The sequence below is a fragment of the Acinetobacter sp. F9 genome (genome assembly GCF_019195275.1).
Lineage (GTDB): Bacteria > Pseudomonadota > Gammaproteobacteria > Pseudomonadales > Moraxellaceae > Acinetobacter > Acinetobacter pseudolwoffii.
Window position 1 is genome coordinate 2,383,167 of record NZ_CP078068.1, and the last position, 20,380, is coordinate 2,403,546.

At 45.1% G+C, this 20,380-nt stretch carries 25 protein-coding genes; 9 read left to right on the forward strand and 16 right to left on the reverse strand.

The window, feature by feature from the left end; all coding sequences use genetic code 11:
- Position 1: 1 nt before the first annotated feature.
- Together KT990_RS11370 and KT990_RS11375 are read left to right on the forward strand one after the other, a co-directional pair.
- Positions 2-505, forward strand: coding sequence for a DUF6586 family protein (locus tag KT990_RS11370; RefSeq protein WP_074383987.1), 504 nt, complete (start codon positions 2-4; stop codon positions 503-505).
- A 105-nt stretch (positions 506-610) separates the two neighbouring features.
- On the forward strand, positions 611-889 hold the full coding sequence (locus KT990_RS11375) for a hypothetical protein (protein WP_004278462.1): 279 nt from the start codon (positions 611-613) through the stop codon (positions 887-889).
- Positions 890-1,113: 224 nt separating this feature from the next.
- Here KT990_RS11375 and KT990_RS11380 read toward each other — a convergent pair whose 3' ends face one another.
- From KT990_RS11380 to KT990_RS11395, 4 genes are all read right to left on the reverse strand, one after another.
- Positions 1,114-2,829 (reverse strand): cation:proton antiporter, encoded by a 1,716-nt coding sequence (locus KT990_RS11380; protein WP_218208799.1) that lies wholly within the window; start codon positions 2,827-2,829, stop codon positions 1,114-1,116.
- Positions 2,830-2,964: 135 nt separating this feature from the next.
- Positions 2,965-3,120, reverse strand: a complete 156-nt coding sequence (gene rpmG, locus KT990_RS11385) for a 50S ribosomal protein L33 (RefSeq protein ID WP_001205031.1) — start codon at positions 3,118-3,120, stop codon at positions 2,965-2,967.
- Between the two features lie 12 nt (positions 3,121-3,132).
- A complete protein-coding gene (gene rpmB / locus KT990_RS11390; protein ID WP_000048256.1) occupies positions 3,133-3,369 on the reverse strand; it encodes a 50S ribosomal protein L28 in 237 nt (78 codons plus the stop codon).
- Between the two features lie 165 nt (positions 3,370-3,534).
- Positions 3,535-4,983 (reverse strand): coniferyl aldehyde dehydrogenase, encoded by a 1,449-nt coding sequence (locus KT990_RS11395; protein ID WP_159516213.1) that lies wholly within the window; start codon positions 4,981-4,983, stop codon positions 3,535-3,537.
- A gap of 115 nt (positions 4,984-5,098) precedes the next feature.
- Between KT990_RS11395 and KT990_RS11400 the strand changes: the two genes are divergently transcribed.
- From KT990_RS11400 to KT990_RS11420, 5 genes are all read left to right on the forward strand, one after another.
- Positions 5,099-5,830, forward strand: coding sequence for a TetR/AcrR family transcriptional regulator (locus KT990_RS11400; RefSeq protein WP_218208800.1), 732 nt, complete (start codon positions 5,099-5,101; stop codon positions 5,828-5,830).
- A 48-nt stretch (positions 5,831-5,878) separates the two neighbouring features.
- Entirely contained in the window at positions 5,879-6,745 is an 867-nt protein-coding gene (purU, locus tag KT990_RS11405; protein WP_005095527.1) for a formyltetrahydrofolate deformylase, read from the forward strand.
- A gap of 192 nt (positions 6,746-6,937) precedes the next feature.
- A complete protein-coding gene (locus KT990_RS11410) occupies positions 6,938-7,708 on the forward strand; it encodes a TonB-dependent receptor (RefSeq protein WP_100355795.1) in 771 nt (256 codons plus the stop codon).
- Positions 7,709-7,733: 25 nt separating this feature from the next.
- Positions 7,734-8,357 (forward strand): MotA/TolQ/ExbB proton channel family protein, encoded by a 624-nt coding sequence (locus KT990_RS11415; protein ID WP_005095531.1) that lies wholly within the window; start codon positions 7,734-7,736, stop codon positions 8,355-8,357.
- The gene (locus KT990_RS11420; protein WP_005172785.1) at positions 8,357-8,761 is read left to right on the forward strand and encodes an ExbD/TolR family protein; all 405 of its coding nucleotides are present in this window, start codon (positions 8,357-8,359) and stop codon (positions 8,759-8,761) included. Before KT990_RS11415 ends, KT990_RS11420 begins: the two co-directional genes overlap by 1 nt.
- Before the next feature lie 65 nt (positions 8,762-8,826).
- On the opposite strand, the gene msrA is transcribed toward KT990_RS11420, so the two are convergent.
- The 6 genes from msrA to KT990_RS11450 all read right to left on the reverse strand — a co-directional run bounded on the left by msrA (position 8,827) and on the right by KT990_RS11450 (position 13,215).
- On the reverse strand, positions 8,827-9,351 hold the full coding sequence (msrA, locus tag KT990_RS11425) for a peptide-methionine (S)-S-oxide reductase MsrA (protein WP_005095533.1): 525 nt from the start codon (positions 9,349-9,351) through the stop codon (positions 8,827-8,829).
- A gap of 102 nt (positions 9,352-9,453) precedes the next feature.
- Positions 9,454-9,915 carry an META domain-containing protein gene (locus KT990_RS11430; protein WP_218208801.1) on the reverse strand — a complete coding sequence of 154 codons (462 nt, stop codon included), beginning with the start codon at positions 9,913-9,915 and terminating at the stop codon, positions 9,454-9,456.
- 101 nt (positions 9,916-10,016) lie between these two features.
- Positions 10,017-11,063 (reverse strand): DUF4105 domain-containing protein, encoded by a 1,047-nt coding sequence (locus tag KT990_RS11435; protein ID WP_159138511.1) that lies wholly within the window; start codon positions 11,061-11,063, stop codon positions 10,017-10,019.
- Positions 11,064-11,089: 26 nt separating this feature from the next.
- Entirely contained in the window at positions 11,090-11,602 is a 513-nt protein-coding gene (locus KT990_RS11440) for a dihydrofolate reductase (protein ID WP_005172777.1), read from the reverse strand.
- 97 nt (positions 11,603-11,699) lie between these two features.
- Positions 11,700-12,542: a thymidylate synthase gene (thyA, locus tag KT990_RS11445; RefSeq protein ID WP_180101285.1), complete on the reverse strand. Its 843-nt coding sequence runs from the start codon at positions 12,540-12,542 to the stop codon at positions 11,700-11,702.
- A 181-nt stretch (positions 12,543-12,723) separates the two neighbouring features.
- On the reverse strand, positions 12,724-13,215 hold the full coding sequence (locus tag KT990_RS11450) for a lipocalin family protein (protein WP_180049860.1): 492 nt from the start codon (positions 13,213-13,215) through the stop codon (positions 12,724-12,726).
- A gap of 406 nt (positions 13,216-13,621) precedes the next feature.
- Between KT990_RS11450 and KT990_RS11455 the strand changes: the two genes are divergently transcribed.
- Positions 13,622-14,137 (forward strand): hypothetical protein, encoded by a 516-nt coding sequence (locus KT990_RS11455; RefSeq protein WP_005095543.1) that lies wholly within the window; start codon positions 13,622-13,624, stop codon positions 14,135-14,137.
- Between the two features lie 18 nt (positions 14,138-14,155).
- Here the strand turns inward: KT990_RS11455 and KT990_RS11460 are convergent, their stop codons facing one another.
- The 3 genes from KT990_RS11460 to lgt form a co-directional block, all read right to left on the reverse strand.
- On the reverse strand, positions 14,156-14,542 hold the full coding sequence (locus KT990_RS11460; RefSeq protein WP_218208802.1) for a hypothetical protein: 387 nt from the start codon (positions 14,540-14,542) through the stop codon (positions 14,156-14,158).
- Positions 14,535-14,927, reverse strand: a complete 393-nt coding sequence (locus KT990_RS11465; protein ID WP_005095547.1) for a hypothetical protein — start codon at positions 14,925-14,927, stop codon at positions 14,535-14,537. The genes KT990_RS11460 and KT990_RS11465 overlap by 8 nt, the downstream gene beginning before the upstream one ends.
- Positions 14,928-15,017: 90 nt before the next feature.
- Positions 15,018-15,827 carry a prolipoprotein diacylglyceryl transferase gene (lgt, locus tag KT990_RS11470; RefSeq protein WP_218208803.1) on the reverse strand — a complete coding sequence of 270 codons (810 nt, stop codon included), beginning with the start codon at positions 15,825-15,827 and terminating at the stop codon, positions 15,018-15,020.
- A 93-nt stretch (positions 15,828-15,920) separates the two neighbouring features.
- Between lgt and KT990_RS11475 the strand changes: the two genes are divergently transcribed.
- A complete protein-coding gene (locus KT990_RS11475; protein ID WP_218208804.1) occupies positions 15,921-16,700 on the forward strand; it encodes an NRDE family protein in 780 nt (259 codons plus the stop codon).
- Between the two features lie 56 nt (positions 16,701-16,756).
- Here the strand turns inward: KT990_RS11475 and KT990_RS11480 are convergent, their stop codons facing one another.
- The 3 genes from KT990_RS11480 to tatB form a co-directional block, all read right to left on the reverse strand.
- Complete coding sequence (locus KT990_RS11480) at positions 16,757-18,985, reverse strand: PhoX family protein (protein WP_180075914.1); 2,229 nt, start codon at positions 18,983-18,985, stop codon at positions 16,757-16,759.
- 192 nt (positions 18,986-19,177) lie between these two features.
- Positions 19,178-19,954: a twin-arginine translocase subunit TatC gene (tatC, locus tag KT990_RS11485; RefSeq protein ID WP_218208805.1), complete on the reverse strand. Its 777-nt coding sequence runs from the start codon at positions 19,952-19,954 to the stop codon at positions 19,178-19,180.
- The gene (gene tatB / locus KT990_RS11490; RefSeq protein WP_129716361.1) at positions 19,951-20,373 is read right to left on the reverse strand and encodes a Sec-independent protein translocase protein TatB; all 423 of its coding nucleotides are present in this window, start codon (positions 20,371-20,373) and stop codon (positions 19,951-19,953) included. The genes tatC and tatB overlap by 4 nt, the downstream gene beginning before the upstream one ends.
- Positions 20,374-20,380 lie beyond the last annotated feature (7 nt).

Here is a 20,380-nt window from a genome sequence, read left to right on the forward strand (position 1 = left end):
AATGACCCGTGTTGCTCGCTATCATGCGGACCGTACCAATCAAAAACTGTATTTTGCCCGTCTTGCCTGTCAGCAGGCAGAGCAAACCGAGCATGTGCAACAGGCTCAGGCACAACGTGAGGCGACTGTGTTTCATTTGCATGGCGCTTTATTGGCATTTTTGCAGGAACTGGTGCGTTACTATCGCCTGAATGATGCCAATCCGACGTTAAAATCGATCGAAGAACTAATGGCAGCCAAAGGCCAGATCTCACCCGAAGTAGCCGTATTACAACACTTATCCAAGAGCGGTTTCATTGCTGAACTAAAACGTGCGTATCGTCTGTGCCAGTATGCGCCTGAACCGAGTACACCGGAACCCGAAGACGAAACCTCCTCAAATCTCATCATTAAAGTCACACAGTCTCCACAAGCATGGTTACCTGATCCTGCTATATTAAGAGAATGGCATCGTGACTTGACACAACTCATCGATGGTTTTCGCAATGAGATGATTGAATTTTAATCGGATCGACCGTACTTGAAATTAGAATTTTTAACCCTATATCAATTACTCTAATGATGCAAAGTGCACCCGGCTCTTTGCCACCATGTTGAACATGGAGGATATATGTCTATAGAACAGTTGAAAGACTTATTTGGTAATCAAGACGCGATTTTAGAACTCGTTCAACTTGAAGGTGGTGCCTTGGCTTTACGCAATGCAGGTTCGCATAAACAGCCTTTGGTCATGATTCAGTTTAATGACGAGGTGAAGGCTCTACTCGGAGAGCAGACGCCTGTGATTGCGCAGCAGATGATTCAGGCGGCCCTCTATGGCTTGCTGGAACAGCAGGTCAATGAATGGCAGGCTGAAGTCGTAGATGAAGAGCCGAAGTATATGAGTTAAGATTACAATGTATTCAAAAGCACACTATCGGTGTGCTTTTTGATTTTAAACGGTTGGGGAATAAGTTAGATTTTAAGTACGAGCTCAAGGTGAGTTTCAAGAAATGAAAACCTCGTTTCTTTGATTTTACTCCTGATGATTTGAAGTCAGCTTATTACAAAAAATCTTGTGATTATGCATAAAAAAAAGTTGCCACATTGGGCAACTTTTTTTATGCATAGAGATTAATGAGAAGGGGGATGCTGATGCGCAATTTCGATCTGGTTTAAAATATGATTACTCATATTTTTCGCCATTTCTTCTTTGGCATAATACACCGCGCCGATATTATCACGACGGATCGCTTCAGCTTCTTCCTTGCTTTCGGCACAGACCAGTACCTGAATTTTCGGATTCAAGGTCTTGGCAATATCTACAATTCTATGAATATCGATGATATCCATAGGGGAAATGACCAGTAAGCGCGCATGTTGAATATGCGCCTGGATCAAAACACCAGCTTCAGTCGCAGCGCCTGAAACCGCGGCAATGCCTTTTTCACGCAGATTTTCGACAATATCGCGGTTTTCTTCTGCAATAACCACCTTGATATTTTCTTCCATTAATGAGCGGGTAATACGACGACCCACTTCACCATGACCAATCAGCACCACCTGATCACGCAAGTAATCCTGTGAAACTTCATCGGGTAACATTGCCAATGGATCACCACTGCGTTCCAGTAAGCGTGCCAGGGTCGAGCGTTCCCGAATCCATTTTTGTACCGGTTCAATCGCGGAGAAGATAAAGGAATTAAGAGTGATCGAGATCAATGCACCCGCCAGAATCAGGTTTTGACCTTCTAGTGAAAGCAGATTCAGTGACACCCCAAGTGCTGCCAAAATAAATGAAAATTCACCAATCTGTGCCAGCGAAGCGCCAACAGTCAGCGCGGTATTGATTGGATAGCGGAAGAACAATACCAGTGCCATTGCCGCCAGAGTTTTACCAATCAGAATAATGCCGACGACTGTCAGCACATGGAGTGGCTGTTCCAGTAAAATACGCGGATCAAACAGCATGCCGACAGAAACAAAGAATAAGATTGAGAAGATTTCACGCAGCGGCAAGGTTTCTTGTTCCGCGCGATGACTGAAATCTGACTCTTTCACCACCATCCCGGCAAAGAAAGCCCCCAGCGCCATAGATACCCCAAAAACCTTATAGGCCCCAAAGGCAATCGAGATGGCCGCAGCGACCACAGTCAGGGTAAACAGCTCACGAGAACCCAGACGTGCCACGACTTGGATGATCATCGGCACCAGACGTTTACCAATAATCAGCATAAAGGCAATAAAGCCTGCGACTTTCAGCAGGGTAATGCCTAAAGTGGCCCAGATATTTTCATCGCTCGCACCTTCAAGTGCTTGTCCGCCTAGAAGTAAGGCAGTGGCCGGCAATAATACCAAGGCCAAGACCATGACCAGATCTTCGACCAAAAGCCAACCGACGGCAATCCGGCCATTAATTGAATCGAGCAGACCACGATCACCGAGTGCTTTGAGTAGAACCACCGTACTGGCACAGGATAGGCTTAAACCGAATACGAGCGCAGAGCCAAAGCTCCAGCCCCATAACATCGAGACTCCCACTCCGAGCAGAGTGGCGACTGCAATTTGCAAAATTGCACCGGGCAATGCAATCCGCCGCACCTGCATCAGATCACTTAGCGAGAAATGCATCCCGACCCCGAACATCAGGAACATGACACCTAATTCTGCCAGCTGGTTGGCCAGATGAATATCGCCGACCACACCGGGTGTATTGGGACTAATCAGAATGCCGGCCACCAGATAGCCGATAAGTGGAGGGAGGCGCAGACGTGCAGCGATATAGCCAAAAACCAGGGCTAAGCCAAAACCAACAGCCAATAATATAATGAGTTCTACGTCATGTGGCACTAAATACTCCTTTAGTTAGGTTTGCTGGGAAATAAGCACAAAAAGTGCCAAAACATGTAGAAAGTTTATCAAGTGGGGTAAAAAAAATGCAAAAAAAAACGACCTGAAAGGGTCGTTTTTTTTAAAAAGCCAAAATTATTTGATTTTAGCTTCTTTGAAGATTACGTGTTGACGGATTTTTGGATCAAATTTTTTGATTTCCATTTTTTCCGGCATAGTACGTTTGTTCTTAGTCGTGGTATAGAAATAACCTGTACCAGCTGAAGAAACTAAGCGAATTTTATCACGCATGGTTCAGACTCCTTAGATCTTTTGACCTTGAGCACGTAGGTCAGCAACAACCTTTTCAATGCCCAATTTGTCGATAATACGCATACCTTTAGTGGTTAAACGAAGACGTACAAAACGTTTTTCGCTTTCTAACCAGAAACGGTGGTGGTGCAGGTTCGGCTCGAACCGGCGTTTAGTTTTGTTGTTGGCGTGTGAGACGTTGTTACCAACGACTGGACGCTTGCCGGTAACTTGGCAAACCTTAGACATGGTGTAACTCCATTGATTTAGCCAACAGCAAATCTGTATGGCCAGTCAAAAATAAACGGATTGAAATCATTCAAGGGGCGTTTTATATCAAAAATGCGCTTAAAAGACAAGCGATTTTCGTCAAAACGCAGCACGAGCTATATCGATAGCTCATGCCTTGATCATTTAACGGAGAAGTGTCTTCGAAATCAGCTTGTGAATCGGTTTATTGAACGGCGGCAGAATGTATTTCAAGCTATACAGCTTGGGATTCGACATTACCGAGCGTTCATGCGACAAACTGAAGAAGCCTTCTGGACCGTGATATTTCCCCATACCTGATGCACCGACACCCCCAAATGGTAGATCGTCTTGTGCAACATGGGTTAATACCGTATTTTGCCCGAAATGCCCTGAATGGGTACGCTGTGCGACATAATCGGCACGCGCTTGATCAAAGTCGAAGTAGTATAAAGCAAGTGGGCGTGGACGGCTATTAATAAAGTCGATAACTTCATCAATTTGATCATATTCCATGATTGGCAGCAGTGGACCAAAGATTTCATGCTGCATGATCTGCATGCTTGGTGTGACATTGGTCACAATGGTGGGGGCAATTTTACGCAGATCAGAGGAATTTTCATGGCGCGGATTGATTTCAATAACATGAGCACCCTGTTCACGTGCATCATCCAGATAGCCTTGCAGACGGTTGTACTGTTTGTCATTCACAATCGAGGTGTAATCCTGATTATGAGTGATATCCGGATACATACTTTCTACGCAGGCTTTAAAATGATCAATAAATTCTGCCGTCTTGCCACGAGGCAGGAACATATAGTCCGGTGCGACACAGGTTTGACCGGCATTCCAGAGTTTGCCCACCGCAATCCGCTGCGCGACATCACGCAGATCAATCGATGGATGCACCAGCACTGGCGACTTACCCCCTAGTTCCAGAATCACCGGAACCAGATTTTCTGCTGCGGCTGCCATCACGGTTTTACCCACAGCAGTCGAGCCGGTAAAAATCATTTTGTCGAAGGCTAGACGACAGAAGGCATCTGAGATCACACCGCCACCATTAACCACTGCGACCAGTTCTTTCGGAAAGGCTTCTGCCAAGGCTTTTTCAAGCACTTCACCAAACGCAGCCGATGCGCTAGAAATCTTGATCATGGCGTGGTTGCCGGCAGCCAATGCACAAATGAGTGGGCCAATGGACAGCAACAATGGATAGTTCCACGGTGCAATAATCCCAATCACGCCCAAAGGCTGATATTGCACCCAAGCTTTGGCCGGTTGATGAATAATGCCGACATGACGCTTGGAGGGTTTCATCCATCGGGTCAAGTTTTTGCTATAATATTTGATATGTTCCAGACAGGTGAGCAGTTCACCGATTTTGGTTTCCCCAATCGAGCGGTTACCATAATCTTGATTAATTGCCTCTGCAAATTGATCTTGATACTTAACTAAGATACGCTTAAGTCGAGCTAAACGATCGATGCGTTCCTTTGCCGTCGGCAAAGGATAGTTTAAGTAAGCATGTTTTTGTTGTGCCAAAAGCTCATTTAAGTATTGGCCATCAAAAAAATGGGGTGTCATTGATATTGTTTTTGTGTGACTGTTCATGCCGCACTACCATTATTCAAAAATCGATTAATTAATTTTTAGAGCAAATACTCTAATTAGTCAAGTGACTTTGTGTGTTAGCCTGCTAATGCACGAACTGAATGGTTATTTTAGGATGTCCCAAACCAAAACCTTAAAAACTAAAGAGCGTATCTTGCAGCTCAGTTTGCAGCTGTTCAATGAGCGTGGCGAACGCTCTGTGACCACCAATCATATTGCGGCTGAACTCGGGATGAGCCCTGGTAACCTGTATTATCATTTCCGTAATAAGAATGAAATTATTAAAGAACTGATGGAGGAGTACCAGCAGCAAACTCTGGAAATGCTGGCGCTGCCAGATGATCGTGCTCTGGATGCCAATGACAAGGTGCATTATTTTCAGGTACTGAGCAGTCAGCTGTGGGCTTATCGCTTCTTGCATCGTGATGTCTATCATCTGGTTGAAAATAACGAAGATTTCCGCAAGATGTATCCACGCTTTGCCGGCGAGGTGATGCAGCAAGGTCAGAAAATCTATAAGGCTTTTGTGAATGCTGGCTTGATGGACATGACCGATTCAGAAATTGAAGCACTGATCATTAACCTGTGGATTGTACTGACCAACTGGACCAACTTCCTATATATGTCAGGTCATCTGACCGATTCCAATACGCTGGAAGAAAAATGGGTCTGGCAGGCATTGCGTCAAATGGTGTTCCTGGAAGGGGCCTATTTACGCGGTGAAAGCCGTCAAACTTATGAAGGTTTGCTAAATAGCCTAGGTTCTTCGGAACTTTTTGCCAGCCTGTCATCTGCAAAAAACACAGAAGTCGAGTCGCCTATTCAGAATATCTCGGAAACGCGCTAGAATACTCGGCTTATTTTTTAATTTAACTGATTAGTGACTTAAACCAACATGAATATGACGACTGCTAACACCGCACGTTTATTGATTACTTGTGAAGACAAGCCGGGCATCGTGCAGGCTGTTTCGAGCTTCTTGTATCATCAAGGTGCCAATATTACTGCGCTTGACCAATATGCGACAGCAGCGCAGGGCGGCCGTTACTTCATGCGCGTTGAATTTGAACTGGATCATCTGCAAAGCCGTAAAGAAAGCATTACCCAGACTTTTGCGGTAAATGTCGCAGAGCGTTATGGCATGCAATGGCGTCTGGCTCTGGTCAGCGATGTGAAGAAAGTCGGTATTTTGGTGTCTAAGGTCGATCATGCCTTGCTTGAGCTGTTATGGCGTCATGCCCGTGGTGGGTTGCCATGTGAAATTACCAAGGTGGTATCGAATCACGAGACTTTACGCGAAGCGGTTGAAAACTTTGGGATTCCATTTGAAGTGGTGCCGGTGACCAAAGACAACAAGCCTGAAGCCTATGCAGAAATTGACCAGTTAATGCAGGGCAATGACCTGTTGGTATTGGCACGTTATATGCAGATTCTAGATGAAGAATTTGTAAGTAAGTGGGAAATGAAAGTGATCAATATTCACCATTCATTCCTGCCCGCATTTGTCGGTGCAAATCCGTATAAGCAGGCGCATGAAAAAGGTGTCAAGCTGATCGGTGCGACTGCACACTATGTTACTGCCGATCTGGATCAGGGTCCGATCATCGAGCAGGACGTAGAACGTGTCAATCATGACTTTACCGTTGAACAGTTGCGTGAACTCGGTCAGGACGTAGAACGTAATGTACTGGCACGTGCAGTGAAATGGCATCTGGAAGACCGTATTATTGTCGATGGCAATAAAACTGTGGTGTTCCAATAAAACTTGCATCCCTATTTAAAAAGGCATACTTTTAGTATGCCTTTTTTGTTTTGATGCAAAAAAAGTCAGTGAAAGGCATGATTAGTAGTTGCAAATGAAAACACTTCTCATTTATTATTGGCGTACTTTAATTGTGCTAACCGATGAGCTTGATTGTTTGTTTCACATCATCTCCTCAAGGTAATAGATTTAATGAGTCAAGTTGCTGCTCCCATGCCACCTACACCGCCCAACAAGATGAAAAAGAAAGTCATCTCGATTCTGGCGGCCGTGTTCGTCGGACATGTGGGCCTATTGTGGGCAGTGAGCCAGATGGACGCACCGGAGCTCAAGCCTGTAGAGAAAGAGCCGCTTAAAGTGCGCTTTGTAAAATTGCAGGAAGCACCCAAACCTTTACCGCCAAAGCCGAAGGCCGAGCCACAAAAAGAGCCGCCTAAGCCCAAAGAAGTCAAAATTGTAGATAAACCGCTGCCACCACCACCGAAAAAAGTTGAAAAAATAGAACAGGTGAAGAAGGCAGAAGCACCTAAAGTCGTGAAAGCACCACCCGTTGAAGCTAAACCAACCCCAAGTCCGGTGGTACCGACAGTGGTCACCGAAACCAAAGTGCAACCGGCACCAGCTCCAGTCGCGCCACCTGCGCCTGTAGCACCGCCAGCACCTGCTGCGCCGCCATCACCAAAAAGTGTCTCGATTGGGGGGGGGGTGAGCTGGCAGCGCGCACCGAAAGTTTCCTTGTCTTCAGGTGAGTTAAGAGCGACTTGTTCGATGGTAGTCGATGTGGCGGCAAATGAGCAGGGTAAAGTGGTTTCTGCGACTGCACGTAATTCGGATTGTAGCTCGGCAGTGAACCGTAAAGTTGAAGCAGCGGTACGCCGCGCGCAACTAACCAAATATGTGGAAAATGGTGTGGCTTATCCAACCCGGGTTGAGCAGCCTTTCGATTTTCAAATTACCAAATAACGGCTAACCCATTAGGAGTTCGAAGATGAACTTTTCAGTTTATTGGCAACACGCTGATGCAGTCAGTAAAACGCTGTACTTCGTGTTATTGGCAATGTCGATTGCGACATGGACCATTTTTGTGCTGCGTTTAATGGGCACTCGCCAGCTTAAACAAGTTGCTTATACCCAGCTGTCTCAAGCATTGGAGCAACTGAAAACCAAATTGGCTCCTTTGGGCTTTGAACAGCGTAAGGCAGTGGCAGAACAGGCATTGTTACGTCAGATTTCAGCCGAAAAAGCCAATGCTGAAAAAGGGGTATCCGTCCTCGGTACGATTGCTTCGATTTCACCATTTGTCGGTTTGTTTGGTACCGTGTGGGGTATTTTCCATGCGCTGGTTGCAGTGGGTAAAAGCGGTCAGGCTGGTCTGGCACAAGTGGCAACCCCAGTCGGTGAAGCCTTGATCATGACGGGTCTAGGCTTAGCCGTCGCGATTCCTGCGGTACTGGCTTATAACATCTGTGTGCGTTTCAATCGTGGTTTGGCGCATGAGTTACAAGATCAGGCACATGGCTTGTTGATTGACACCATGTTGCAACAGGAATCTGCTGCAAAAAAGTCTGATGAAAAAGTAACACAACAGAGTTTAGTGGGAGGTCAAGCTTAATGGCTTTTCAACTGGGTGAAGACAACGATGTAGGTATGAATGAGATGAACCTCATTCCCCTCATCGACATTATGTTGGTATTGATGATCATCTTCTTGGTGACAGCGACCGTTGCGAACCCATCAATTCCATTAACCTTGCCACAAACCACTGCGGAGATTATTGATCTGCCGCCTGAAAATGTCACAATCAGCATCAATGCGGAAGGTGAGATTGCCTGGAATGGCAATGTCCTGACCCTAGACGAATTACAGACCCGTTTTAATGAAGCAGGTCAGACTGAACGTCAGCCGACGATTGTGCTGAAAGCAGATAAAGAATCCCGTTATGACACGGTAGCTCAAGTCATGTCGCGTGCGAGTGGAGCCGGACTCAGCGACATTGCCTTTGCAACCGATAACTAAGATTCAGCTAACGAAAAAAAGCGACTGATTTCAGTCGCTTTTTTTATCCCCATTTTTTATGCAAATTAATGGGTTTTTAACAAAGTCATAAATTTACTGCGTAATTTATTCAGTTTTGGCGGAATGGCAAAATTGCAGTAACCTTGGTTTGGATTTTTCGCAAAGAAATTTTGGTGATATTCCTCAGCAGGATAGAAGGTCGGCATCGGGCTGAGTTCAGTCACAATATTCAGGCCTTCATTTTTTAAAGCATCCATGGCTGCTTCTGCCTGAGTTTTTTGTTCAGCATTCAGATAATAAATCACGGAACGATATTGGGTGCCGACGTCATTGCCCTGACGGTTCAAAGTGGTTGGATCATGCGTCGCAAAAAACACCTCAAGGAGCTGGGCATAGCTGATCTGGTTTTCGTCGAAATCAACCAGAATAACTTCAGCATGGCCGGTTTCACCGCCGCACACGGCCTCATAATTTGGCTCAGGGGTATGACCGCCGGCATAGCCACTCAGGACTTGCTGAACGCCCTGAATTTGTAAAAATACCGCTTCGGTACACCAAAAGCATCCACCACCAAAAAGTGCTTGTTGCATGGCTGATTCCTCATTCGATTGAACTGGGCTGATGGTTGAATCCTGGCCCATCAGTATGAAAGATAAAAAAGCCCGCCAATACAGGCTTTTTGTAGGGAAGTCTTAACGTGGCTGAACTGCACTTTCCAGCTGAATTAACACATTACCATGACGATCCAATAGTTTTAGGGTTTTACCAAATACCTGATAATGCGTCACCTTGGCTAAAGCTTCATTAAATTTCTGCTCAAGCTGATCATTATGCATACAGGCCATGCGTGTTGTTGCCATCTGGCTTAAATGCAGGCTGTCTTTGCCTGCGGTATAGCTGCCCATAACCCGGTTACAGCCATCTGAACCGGAAACACGCTGGGTACTGGCATCAAATTGCAGACTTGGAAGATGAGGTGCAGTAGCTGCGGTCTTGATTTCAGTATTGCCAATCTGTGTGGCAATCCAGGTACGATTTTGCAAAAGTTGTAAATGATTCGTGGTTTGTGTGGTGGCGGTATTCGGTACGGTTTCGCAGCCCATTACAGCCAATACTGAACCCAATAGGGCGATTGCAGTTAATTTTTTTAGCATGAAAGATACTCTGATTATTGACTAGCTATTTGTATATAAACAAAAAAATGATCCGGGTTCCAGTCGGTTTTGTATCTTTATTTACAGTAATAAAACGCCAGTTAATGCGTCTGAGGTGCAGGCAGGCCTTGACGAAGTCGCTGCGAATATTCCTGGCTGGACAGATCGGCGCTCTGTTTGACTCGTGGATTCACATGCGCCCGTTGGTACCAGGTGTGCATATCCCAGGATTGATCCAGCACTTTCAGATCATAGAGATAATTCGGTAAATAGCCGGACGCTAACAGTCGATAATCTGAAGGCAATTGTTGTTGCGATACTGCCTGAACCATATCAAAGACTAGAGTGGTGCAATTACTGGTCAGGGTGTTATACCACTTGGGTTCTCTGGCCAATTCATCGGTCTGGGCCAGATATTCTTTGAATAAGGCTTTGGCCTGAGCTTGTGGCATATTTACCGGAAAGAAATACACCTGCTCCCCGCGAATATTACTACGCGTATACACAATATCTTTTTCGTCCGATGCCACCAGACTCAATTCATATTTACGGAAAAACCCACCAATTGCAGAAAACTCTTCATGTTTTTCCTTGCGGATTTCAATCGAGAAAGTGAGAGGTTTTTGATTGGCAAAATCGAAGCTGACCAACGTGTGGGCAATTTTCGGACCCATCCAGTAGGAGGTAATGATATTCACCCCGCTAATCTGGTTCAGGTCAAAACTGCGGCTTTCCCAACGTTCGATATAACGACCATCAGCTTGCCAGTCAAAGTTCCGGATATTGTGCAGGGTGACCTGATCGCCTTGTTGTTCATAGTGCAACAACTGAGCCACTTCAGGATTCCACTCCCGATCCTGACGCGCTTGCAGACTAAAATAGCCCAGCAGACAAAACAGAAAGACCAGAAGATATAGAATGCTATCGACTTTACGCGAGATCAGGTGCCGGGTGAAGTAGATCCCGAGTACCAACAGGGAAAACGTTAACCAAACACCAATCAGGATCAAGCTGCCAATCTTGCCGAGAGGTTGCTGAACCCAGAGCATCAGGCTGAGCCACAGACTCGACAGAATGACAAAGAGGGTAAACAGGCTACCCAGCAGCCACAGACTCCAGTGCTTGGAAATATATTCGCGTCCCTGCATAGTCACTTTTTCATGAGAAATAGGCTTTATTTTCTGTAGGTTGCAAACTCAAAAGCAATCCCGGTTTTGTCGTCAATATGTTGCTCGGTCGCGACTTTTTTAAATTTTGCCGGAATTTCAGGATAATAGGCATGACCTTTTACATCCAGGTCAACATGGGTCAGTTCCAGACGGTCGGCAATGTCCATGGTCTGTTTAAAGATTTCACCGCCACCAATAATGAAAATAGACGTCGGTTTTTCTGAGTTTTGCACATCAGTAACTGCCTGAATAAGCGCATCTTCAATGTTATGAGCAACTTTAGTGCCTTGAAAAGACCAGTCAGGATCACGGCTAATGACCCAGTTCACGCGTTTAGGGAGCGCACGTCCCATCGATTCAAGGGTCTTGCGGCCCATGACAATCACACCGCCCTGAGTGATTTCTTTAAAATGCTTGAGATCGGCTGAGATATGCCAAGGCAGGTCATTGTCCTTACCAATACAGCGCTGCTGATCCATTGCAACGACATGAACGACTTCTAAATCCTGAAATGCCATACCTACACTCAAAAACAAATAAAAATTTGCTCCTATTAAAATGCAAAATCCCACTTTAAGCAAAGTGGGATTTTGATTTTCTTTGGTTTGGGAACATTTACACTGCAACGGGTGCCTTAATCCCCGGATGTGATTCATAACCAATAATTTCAATATCTTCAAATTTGAAGTCGAACAGGTCTTTGATCTCAGGATTCAATTTAAGGTGGCACAGGCCCAAGGGCTCACGGCTGAGTTGTAATTGCGCTTGCTCGAAGTGATTGCTATATAAATGTGTATCGCCACCGGTCCAGACAAAATCACCGACCTCCAGCTCACAGACTTGCGCGATCATATGTGTCAACAGGGCATAGCTGGCGATATTAAATGGAACACCGAGAAAAACATCGGCGCTACGCTGATACAGCTGACAAGACAATTTGCCATTGTGGACAAAGAACTGGAACAAGGTATGGCAAGGCGGTAATGCCACTTGGCCTGCTTCATTCGGGTTCCAGCCAGATACAATCAGACGGCGCGAATTTGGATTGGTTTTAATTTCATTAATCAACCATTTGATCTGGTCAAAACCATCCTGATTATAGCTATTATCTGCATTTTTGCTGGCACCAAAATTACGCCACTGGTGACCGTAAACTGGCCCCAGTTCACCTTCAGGGCGGCCAAAACGCGCGGTCTGTTCGGCGGTTGCCCACTCATCCCAAATCGAAACTTTATGCTCTTTTAAATATTGAACGTTGGTATCGCCTTTTAAAAACCATAATAATTCAATCACGATAGAACGGAAATGAACTTTTTTGGTGGTGAGTAAAGGGAAACCTTGGGAAAGATCAAAGCGCATCTGATGACCAAATACCGAACGTGTCCCTGTACCGGTACGGTCGCCTTTATCGCCGCCGTTGTCGAGAATGTGTTGTAAAAGGTCAAGATATTGGCGCATAGGTCTCTCTATTTAAATCTGTTGAAAATCGCCGTTTTAACAGCAGTATAGATTATTTCAAAAATAATTTGCTGTCGAAAGGGACAATTTAAATTGCGCATATCATAGCATTTTTTGATGAGCTTTCATCGCTCAAACCAGAATAAAAAAGACCTCCTGATAGAGGTCTTTGTACAGTAAATTAAGCCGTTTTATGGCCAGTATGCACGGTGTGAATCAGATCGGACAGATCATAACCTAAGGATTCTGCATAGCTTAAATATTCACGTTGAGTGGCTTCATCTAAAGTCGTCCCGCGATGTAGCAGCCATAAGTATTCTTTACCAGGTTCGCCCACAAGGGCCGTCTGATAATCCGGATCGATTTTTAATACCCAGTAATCGCCCTTGGTAAACGGGATCCAACGCAGGCCTTCGGGTAAAAAGCTGACTTCAAGCTTGGCATGTTCTGCATCAACGATGCTGGCTTCAGCAATGGCTTCATCGAGCTTGCCATCGCCATCCAGACAGCGGTTCTGCACCCGAACTTTACCATTTTCATTCAAGCTATATACCGCAGAAATATCAGTGCTGTCTTCGGGCTGGTGTTTCATTGGCAAACGTGCAATTTCATACCAGGTACCTAAATATTGTTCTAAATTAAAATTTGAAACAGTGGCTAAATCCTGAGTCATTTTTTCTTCTCCGTTAATCTCAATTCAATATTAAAACTACCGAATTAGTTTAATACGAGATTTGCGGCTAAAAATGATGTAGTCCTGTAGTGAAATGTTATCTTGGAATAGCGCTTTGCAATGCATTAAATGTGCGTACCAGATTACCGAAAAAATAGACGAAGAGGATGCTTATTCAGGCATGCTCAGACTTTATTCGTTGTTTGAGTCTTATTTGCTTTACAATTTTTTATAAAGATGATTATTTTTGTAATTACAGTAGAAAGAAAGGCTTAATTTAAATGCTGTAAAAATAGACAAATTTGTTTACATTTTTTATGTGAAAAATAACATTTATCCGGCTAGTATCCTCCGCTTGTTAACAATATGAAAGCCTAAGTTGCAGGCGAGGAGCGGTTGGTAAGGCATGATCTATGATCATCAGGTGAACATGAGCGAAGTTTATGCTCCTGTGCAAGCGAATATCATGGTGCGTTCCCAATCGGAGCAAAGACCTAAAAAGCCAACGCAAAAAGCCACTGTTCGTAATGCTTCAGGCGCAGGCAATGGTCAGCGTATTAATATCGAGAAATTTACCAGTTATCTGCAAGGTATTACCCGAAATACCAGTACACAGAAATGTGCGCGCAGTATTCGTGTCGGTCTGCAATCTTCGGGTGCAAAAATTGTCAATCATCCCGTGGCAGCAGCGGATTGGGGAAATACCCTGATGCAACTGGGTTATAAGAAAATTAATGCTTCTTTTGACCGGCCGAAAAAAGGTGATATCTATATTATTGACCGTACTTCAAATCATAAATATGGACACATTGCGGCATATTCAGGCAGTGCCTGGGTGTCAGATTTCAAGCAGAATAGTCATGCAATCTATCGCACCAAAAACCTGACCTATAGTTACTATCGACTGGAAACATACTTCTAAGAAAATGCTGCGAAGTGATCAGTCCTCAAAGCGCTTCGCACGGTTTTCATAGACCGATACGATAAACAATCCAATCGCAGCAAAGCCAAGACATTGCAAACCCAAGGCAAGTTTCGCCCATGGCTGATGTTGCTCGGGTAAATAACCAAACAGGTTAATCAGTGCAATGATAGGAATGACCCGGCTTAAGGCGCTAAAACCATTGGCATAGGGATTGGACTTCAAGATTTTCAAGCGGAAATGATGCAGTAAATGCACAACAATTCCAATGCCCAGACTGACTGCGACCAACACCGGACCTAATTGGGCCACAGTTGATGCTGCGTAAATGACAATACAGGTCGCAATAATCACCATCAGTTTGATTTGACGGTGACAGCGTTCGGAATACCAAAATTCAAGCATGTGGCGGCTCTGGATCGTGAGAGTTCTGATTGAGCAGCGATAGCGGTGAAAACAGGCAAATCGCCAGTGCCATAAAAGCAATGCCTTGTGCACCCGGAATCAGGATTTCACCCTGCTGCATGTTCATAAAAACTAAAGCAATCAATAAGGCAATTGGAATCCAGGTCAGTAGTCTATACAGTAAACCGGTCGGATTTTTGCTGGCAAAGTGGATTTTGCAGTAACGACAAATCAGAAAAATCACACCCGTACCGACAAACATCAGAATTGCATCCAAGGGCAGTGGTTCCATCCAGTACAACACTGCAGCTGTCACGGCAATCACAATAAAGATCAACAGTTTTTTTAAAACAGACACCTGTGGATTGAACCAGAACTCAAGCATAGTGATGAAGAAATCGAAAAGATAATCGGCACTTTAGCATATTTTGGCTATAAAAAAGCGAGGCCTGTGCCTCGCTCAATTAAGCTGGTTTTAACTGTTTTTCTGTGGACCCCAGTCATAGATTTTCTTTTGGTAGGCATACCACATCATCCACAAGCCAATCAGGATCATTGGCAGGCTCAGGAACTGGCCCTTGCTCATCCAGCCAATAAACAGCTGACCATTGTCCGGCTCACGGAAGAACTCGACCACGAAGCGTGCCAGACCATAACCGATCAGGAACAGTGCAGAGACCGCCATACGTGGACGCGGCTTGGAACTGAACCACCACAATACAATAAACAGAATCAGGCCTTCACACAGCGCCTGATATAGTTGTGATGGATGACGCACCAGCTGCAAAGGATCGGTCGGGAAAATCATGCCCCAGGCAAAGTTGGGATCGGTCACCTGACGGCCATACAATTCACCGCCAATAAAATTACCAATCCGGCCAAACATCAGCCCTGTCGGTACGCAGGGTGCAATAAAATCCAGGGTCTGGAACCAGGTCATCTTGTATTTCCGGCACCACCACAACATGGCCAGAGTGACACCGAGGAAACCACCGTGGAAGCTCATACCACCGGTCCAGATCTGGAACAGCCATAAAGGATCGGCCAGGAACTGGGAAAAACCGTAGAAGAAGACATAACCGACACGGCCACCGATGATCACACCGAGTGCACCGAAGAAAATCAGGTCAGACACCATATCCGGTGTCCAGCCACGTTGTTTGGCGCGAAACGTCGCCAATCCCCAGGCAAATAAAAATGCCAGTAAGTACATCAGTCCATACCAGTGGACTTGTAAGGGCCCGAGCGAAATCGCGACGGGATCAATATTGGGATAGGTGAGCATTCCTGTTCCTTGTGATTCTGTTTTGCACAGATTTTAGCTTAAAGCAAAGAAAAATGTTGTACATTCAATGTGTAAAGATCGAGAGCGTAAATTATGTGTATCGTGGCATTGGCTTGGCGGGTTCTGGATCAGAGCTCATTATGTCTGATTTCAAATCGGGATGAGTTCTATCAGCGTCCTACGCAGGAGCTGCATGAATGGGAGAATAGTCCGATTATTGCCGGGCAGGATTTACAGTCGGGCGGTACCTGGATGGGGATTACTGCTTCCGGTCGCTGGGCGGTGATTACCAATTTTCGTGATGGACAGGACAAAGGGCATTATCCGACTTCACGTGGACATATCATCCAGAACTTTTTAGATTCTGACTTAACACCGATCCGATTTGCCCAAGATCTGGAACAACGCCAGTGTGACTATGCCGGCTTTAATCTTTTTATGGGGGATCAGGATCAGGCGGTGTATATGAGCAATCGCGGTGAAGCACCACAAGTACTGGCGCATGGCGTCTATGTGGTTTCGAATGGCCTGATGAGCGAAGACTGGTACAAGACCCGCCATTTACGTAAACGCTTTACCCAGGAATTTTTACCGATGCTGCAATACCAGGAGATCGCAGAAGCAGATTTGTGTCATGCAGTCTGGGATATTCTGGAAGATGAACGCAAGGTGATTCCGGAGCTGCTGCCAGACACAGGTATCTCCGTGGAAATGGAACAGCTGCTGTCTTCGACTTTTATCCAGAGTCCGGCCTATGGCACCCGCTGCTCAAATTTTTTGAGAATGCAGCAGGGACAATGGCACTGGATCGAGAAGTCACAACAAGGTACAACCGCAGGTCAAACTATTGAGAAAATAATTAGACTAAAATAATCACCGGATATAAAAAATGCCGACAGATGTCGGCATTTTTTAGGTCACTTCAGGGTTTAAGCTTTAGGGGTTTCTAACGACTCACCTGCAATGACACCGCCATCTTTACGGGTAATCACGACTGTTGCTGAGCGTGGACGTGAATACGCACGACCAGTACTGATTAAATGTTCAGCTTGGTTTGCAGGCCAAGTGCCACCTGGATGTTGCACGTTTACAAAAATGGCTTTGTAGTCAGGTGTCATAGTGACCCCTGTAATTTCACAGCCAGCAGGACCAACCAAGAAACGGCGTAGCTTCGAGTCATCGAGCTTCGCACCCATAGGTGTTTTTTGTGTGCCTGTCCCCGCTGTTGCGGTTTGTACAGAACCATCGCTCACTGAACCAGGAAGTGCTGCCAGCATCATGCAGTTGGTTGTATCCGTATATGCACCATCGTCAGTTTGTAACCATAATACGCCTCGGTCATCAAACCACATACCATCTGGGCTAGAGAAGTCATTTGCATCCGTCAAGCCAGAAAGGTTTACACCTGGGATTGAATCTGCTTCGGCACCAAATAGGAAAATATCCCATGTAAATGATGTTGCAGTAACATCGTCGCCTGTTTCACGGAAGCGAATCACGTGACCATTAATATTGCCACGTAGGCGGTTCGTTGTATCATCATCATCTGAATATTGGCGTGGATTAGCTGCATCAATTACATGTGCTGAACCGCGTTGTGAGTTATTGGTTAATGTGACATACACTTCGCCATTATGTGGATTTACCGCAACCCATTCAGGGCGGTCCATTTTAGTTGCGCCCGCTGCATCGGCTGCGATACGTGCATTGACCAAAATATCTGCTCGGTCTGCAAATTTGTATTCTGCATAGTTGGCAATCTTTGGATTAGACAAAGAGAGTTCTAACCATTGGCCTTTAGCTTCGCCCGTTGCTTCATTGAAATCAAATTGAGCAACATAAAGCTTACCGTTATTCATGTATTTGTCGCCAGCTGCATAGCCACCGTTGACATCAGTAGGATTCCATGGAGTATCTGAGACAAATTTATAGATGTATTCGCCTTGTGAATCATCACCCATATAGAATGCAAGTGGTTTACCTGCAATGGCACGGCTAGCACGGCAGTCTTCATGAGCAAAGCGACCTAAAGCGGTACGTTTTACTGGCATACTACGATTATCAAACGGATCTATTTCAACAATCCAACCAAAAGTATTAATCGAGTTGCGATAATCGTCTTGTTCCGATGCACCGCTGATGACCGTGTTCCAACGGCTGAAATAATCTGGCGTAAAGATTTGTGGATTGCTAATGCTTTGCCAGTTATAACCACGTGCGCCATTATTGACTTTATAGCGTTTTAACGCATGTTCGGTATTGGCATCGCGTACATCCCCGCCTTCGGTGTCTTTTTGACGTGCGAGATATTGGTTGAAGTTTTCTTCAGTGGTGAGATAAGTGCCCCAAGGGGTATAGCCGTTACCACAGTTGTTGATGGTGCCACGTGTTTTGGTACCATCTGGGCTAAATGCTGTTTGTACCAACGCATTACCACGTACAGGGCCACGGTATTCCATTTCAGTTGCTGCTGTAATACGGCGGTTAAATGGGGAGTTTAAATCGACCGTTATTTCTTGTGTCTCAGGATTTTTGTTGATTGCAACAATAGAGACACCATGAGAGTTTACTTCACGGATTACTTCATCTTCAGTGATATCATCTTGATCAAATATGCTACCACGAGGGTGTAAGTCATCACGTTGTAAATATTCGTGATTCATCACCAATAAGCCAGTGTCCGATACAGTCGCATCAAAATTTTGCTTGCTGGTATTTAAACCAAAAAAGGTCATACCATCATGGTTGTCACCGACACGGCGTTCGTAGGATACACCACTAGGAATATTGTTTTCATCCCATACAGGTAGGCTTGGGTGTAAAGGATCACCTACCGCATGTAGGACTTTAAAATCATAGCCTTCAGCCACAGTAAATTGCTCTAAAGTGTTTTTATCCACTGGTTTGAAGGTTAATGATTTAGGTGTTGCAGTTAAATCTGGTTCATTCGGTGTTGCAGGTATGCTTGGCGGAGTTGATTCTTCATCATTATCGCTACAGCCCGTAAGTGAGGCTGCTAAGGTTAATGCTACTGCACCACCAGCCGTCTTTTTAATTAAATCGCGACGACTCATCTGTTGGTTAAACAGTTGGTGAAATTCTGGGTTCCCCGAAGTGTTGCTGTCATAATCATCATTAAAAGCAATTTGATCAGTCATATTTTGTTCCTAGCAGTATGTGCTTGGTTGTTTTAAATGGTTATGAGTAAATTAACGGCTAAAAATGACAGGGAAGTGAAAGAATTGTTTCAATAAAATTAAATAAATCAGTATTTTATTGAAAATTAAAAACAAAAAGACAGCAAGAGCTGCCTGAGTAAATCGATATTTTTTTGTTTTGGCTGGTTATTGTTATTCAGTCTTTAACCGACGTTTTTCAATCAGTTTCCCTGCCAGTAAACCCAGTTCAAACAGCAGCCACATCGGGACAGCCAGCATGATCATCGACAGGGCATCCGGGGGCGTCACAAACATTGCTACAAAGAAGCAACCCACAATAATAAAGCGCCGTTTCTCGATCAGAGTCTGTGTCGAAACTGCACCAATCAAGATCAGAACCAAGGTAATAATAGGAATTTCAAAGGTAAAACCAAAGACCAGAAACAGCTTTAAACAGAAGCTGAGATAACTGTTGATGTCGGTCATCGGGGCTACGGTTTCAGGCGAAACACTGATAAAAAAATGCAGAATCGAGGGCAATGCCACAAAGTAGGCAAAGCTGATGCCAGTATAAAACAGCACGATACTACCGATCAGAAGCGGCAAGGCCAGGCTCTTTTCTTTGGCATATAGCGCAGGCTTAATAAAGGTCCAAAGCTGATACAGGATAAACGGCATCGCGATCATCAGCGCGACAAAGAAGTTCAGCTTAAAAGGTGCCATGAAGGTTGCAGTGACATCCGTGGCAATCATGGTTGAACTGGCTGGTAGCTGTGCACGCAACGGTTCGGACAACCATTGATAAGTCTGATTAGCAAAGGGTAATAAGCAGAAAAACAGGCCAATCAGGACCGCAACCACTTTAAACAGATGCTTTCTTAAGATGATCAAATGCTGGGTAATCGGCATGTGTTCAAGGTTCAGCGCTGCAGCATCATTCGAGGCTGGTGTGGTCGGTAAAGATGTCATACGGCCACCTTCATTTCTGTATAGCGTTGTTCTGAAATCATGGTTTGAATTGCTGTAGGCTTAGGTAAATACACGGAGGATACGGGCTGTTGCACCGGCTGATAGCTGAGCAAGGGCTGAGCAGACTGAGGTTTTATTTTTAATTGATCAGCTGCAATCGGCTGCTGCAAATCAGCCACTTGTGCCTGCATCTTGGCTTCCAGTTCCTGAATCCGTTGCATTTCAGCCTGCATCTGTTCACGTAGCTCGGACAGGCGCAATTCACGATCAAGATCATTCTGAACATTGCTCACCATACGCTTGATCTTGCCGTACCATGTTCCGACAAAACGTACTGCTTCCGGAAGCTTATCTGGCCCAAGAACCAAAAGCGCAATAATCCCGAAAATCAGCAGCTCGGTCATTCCGATATTGAGCATAGCGAAC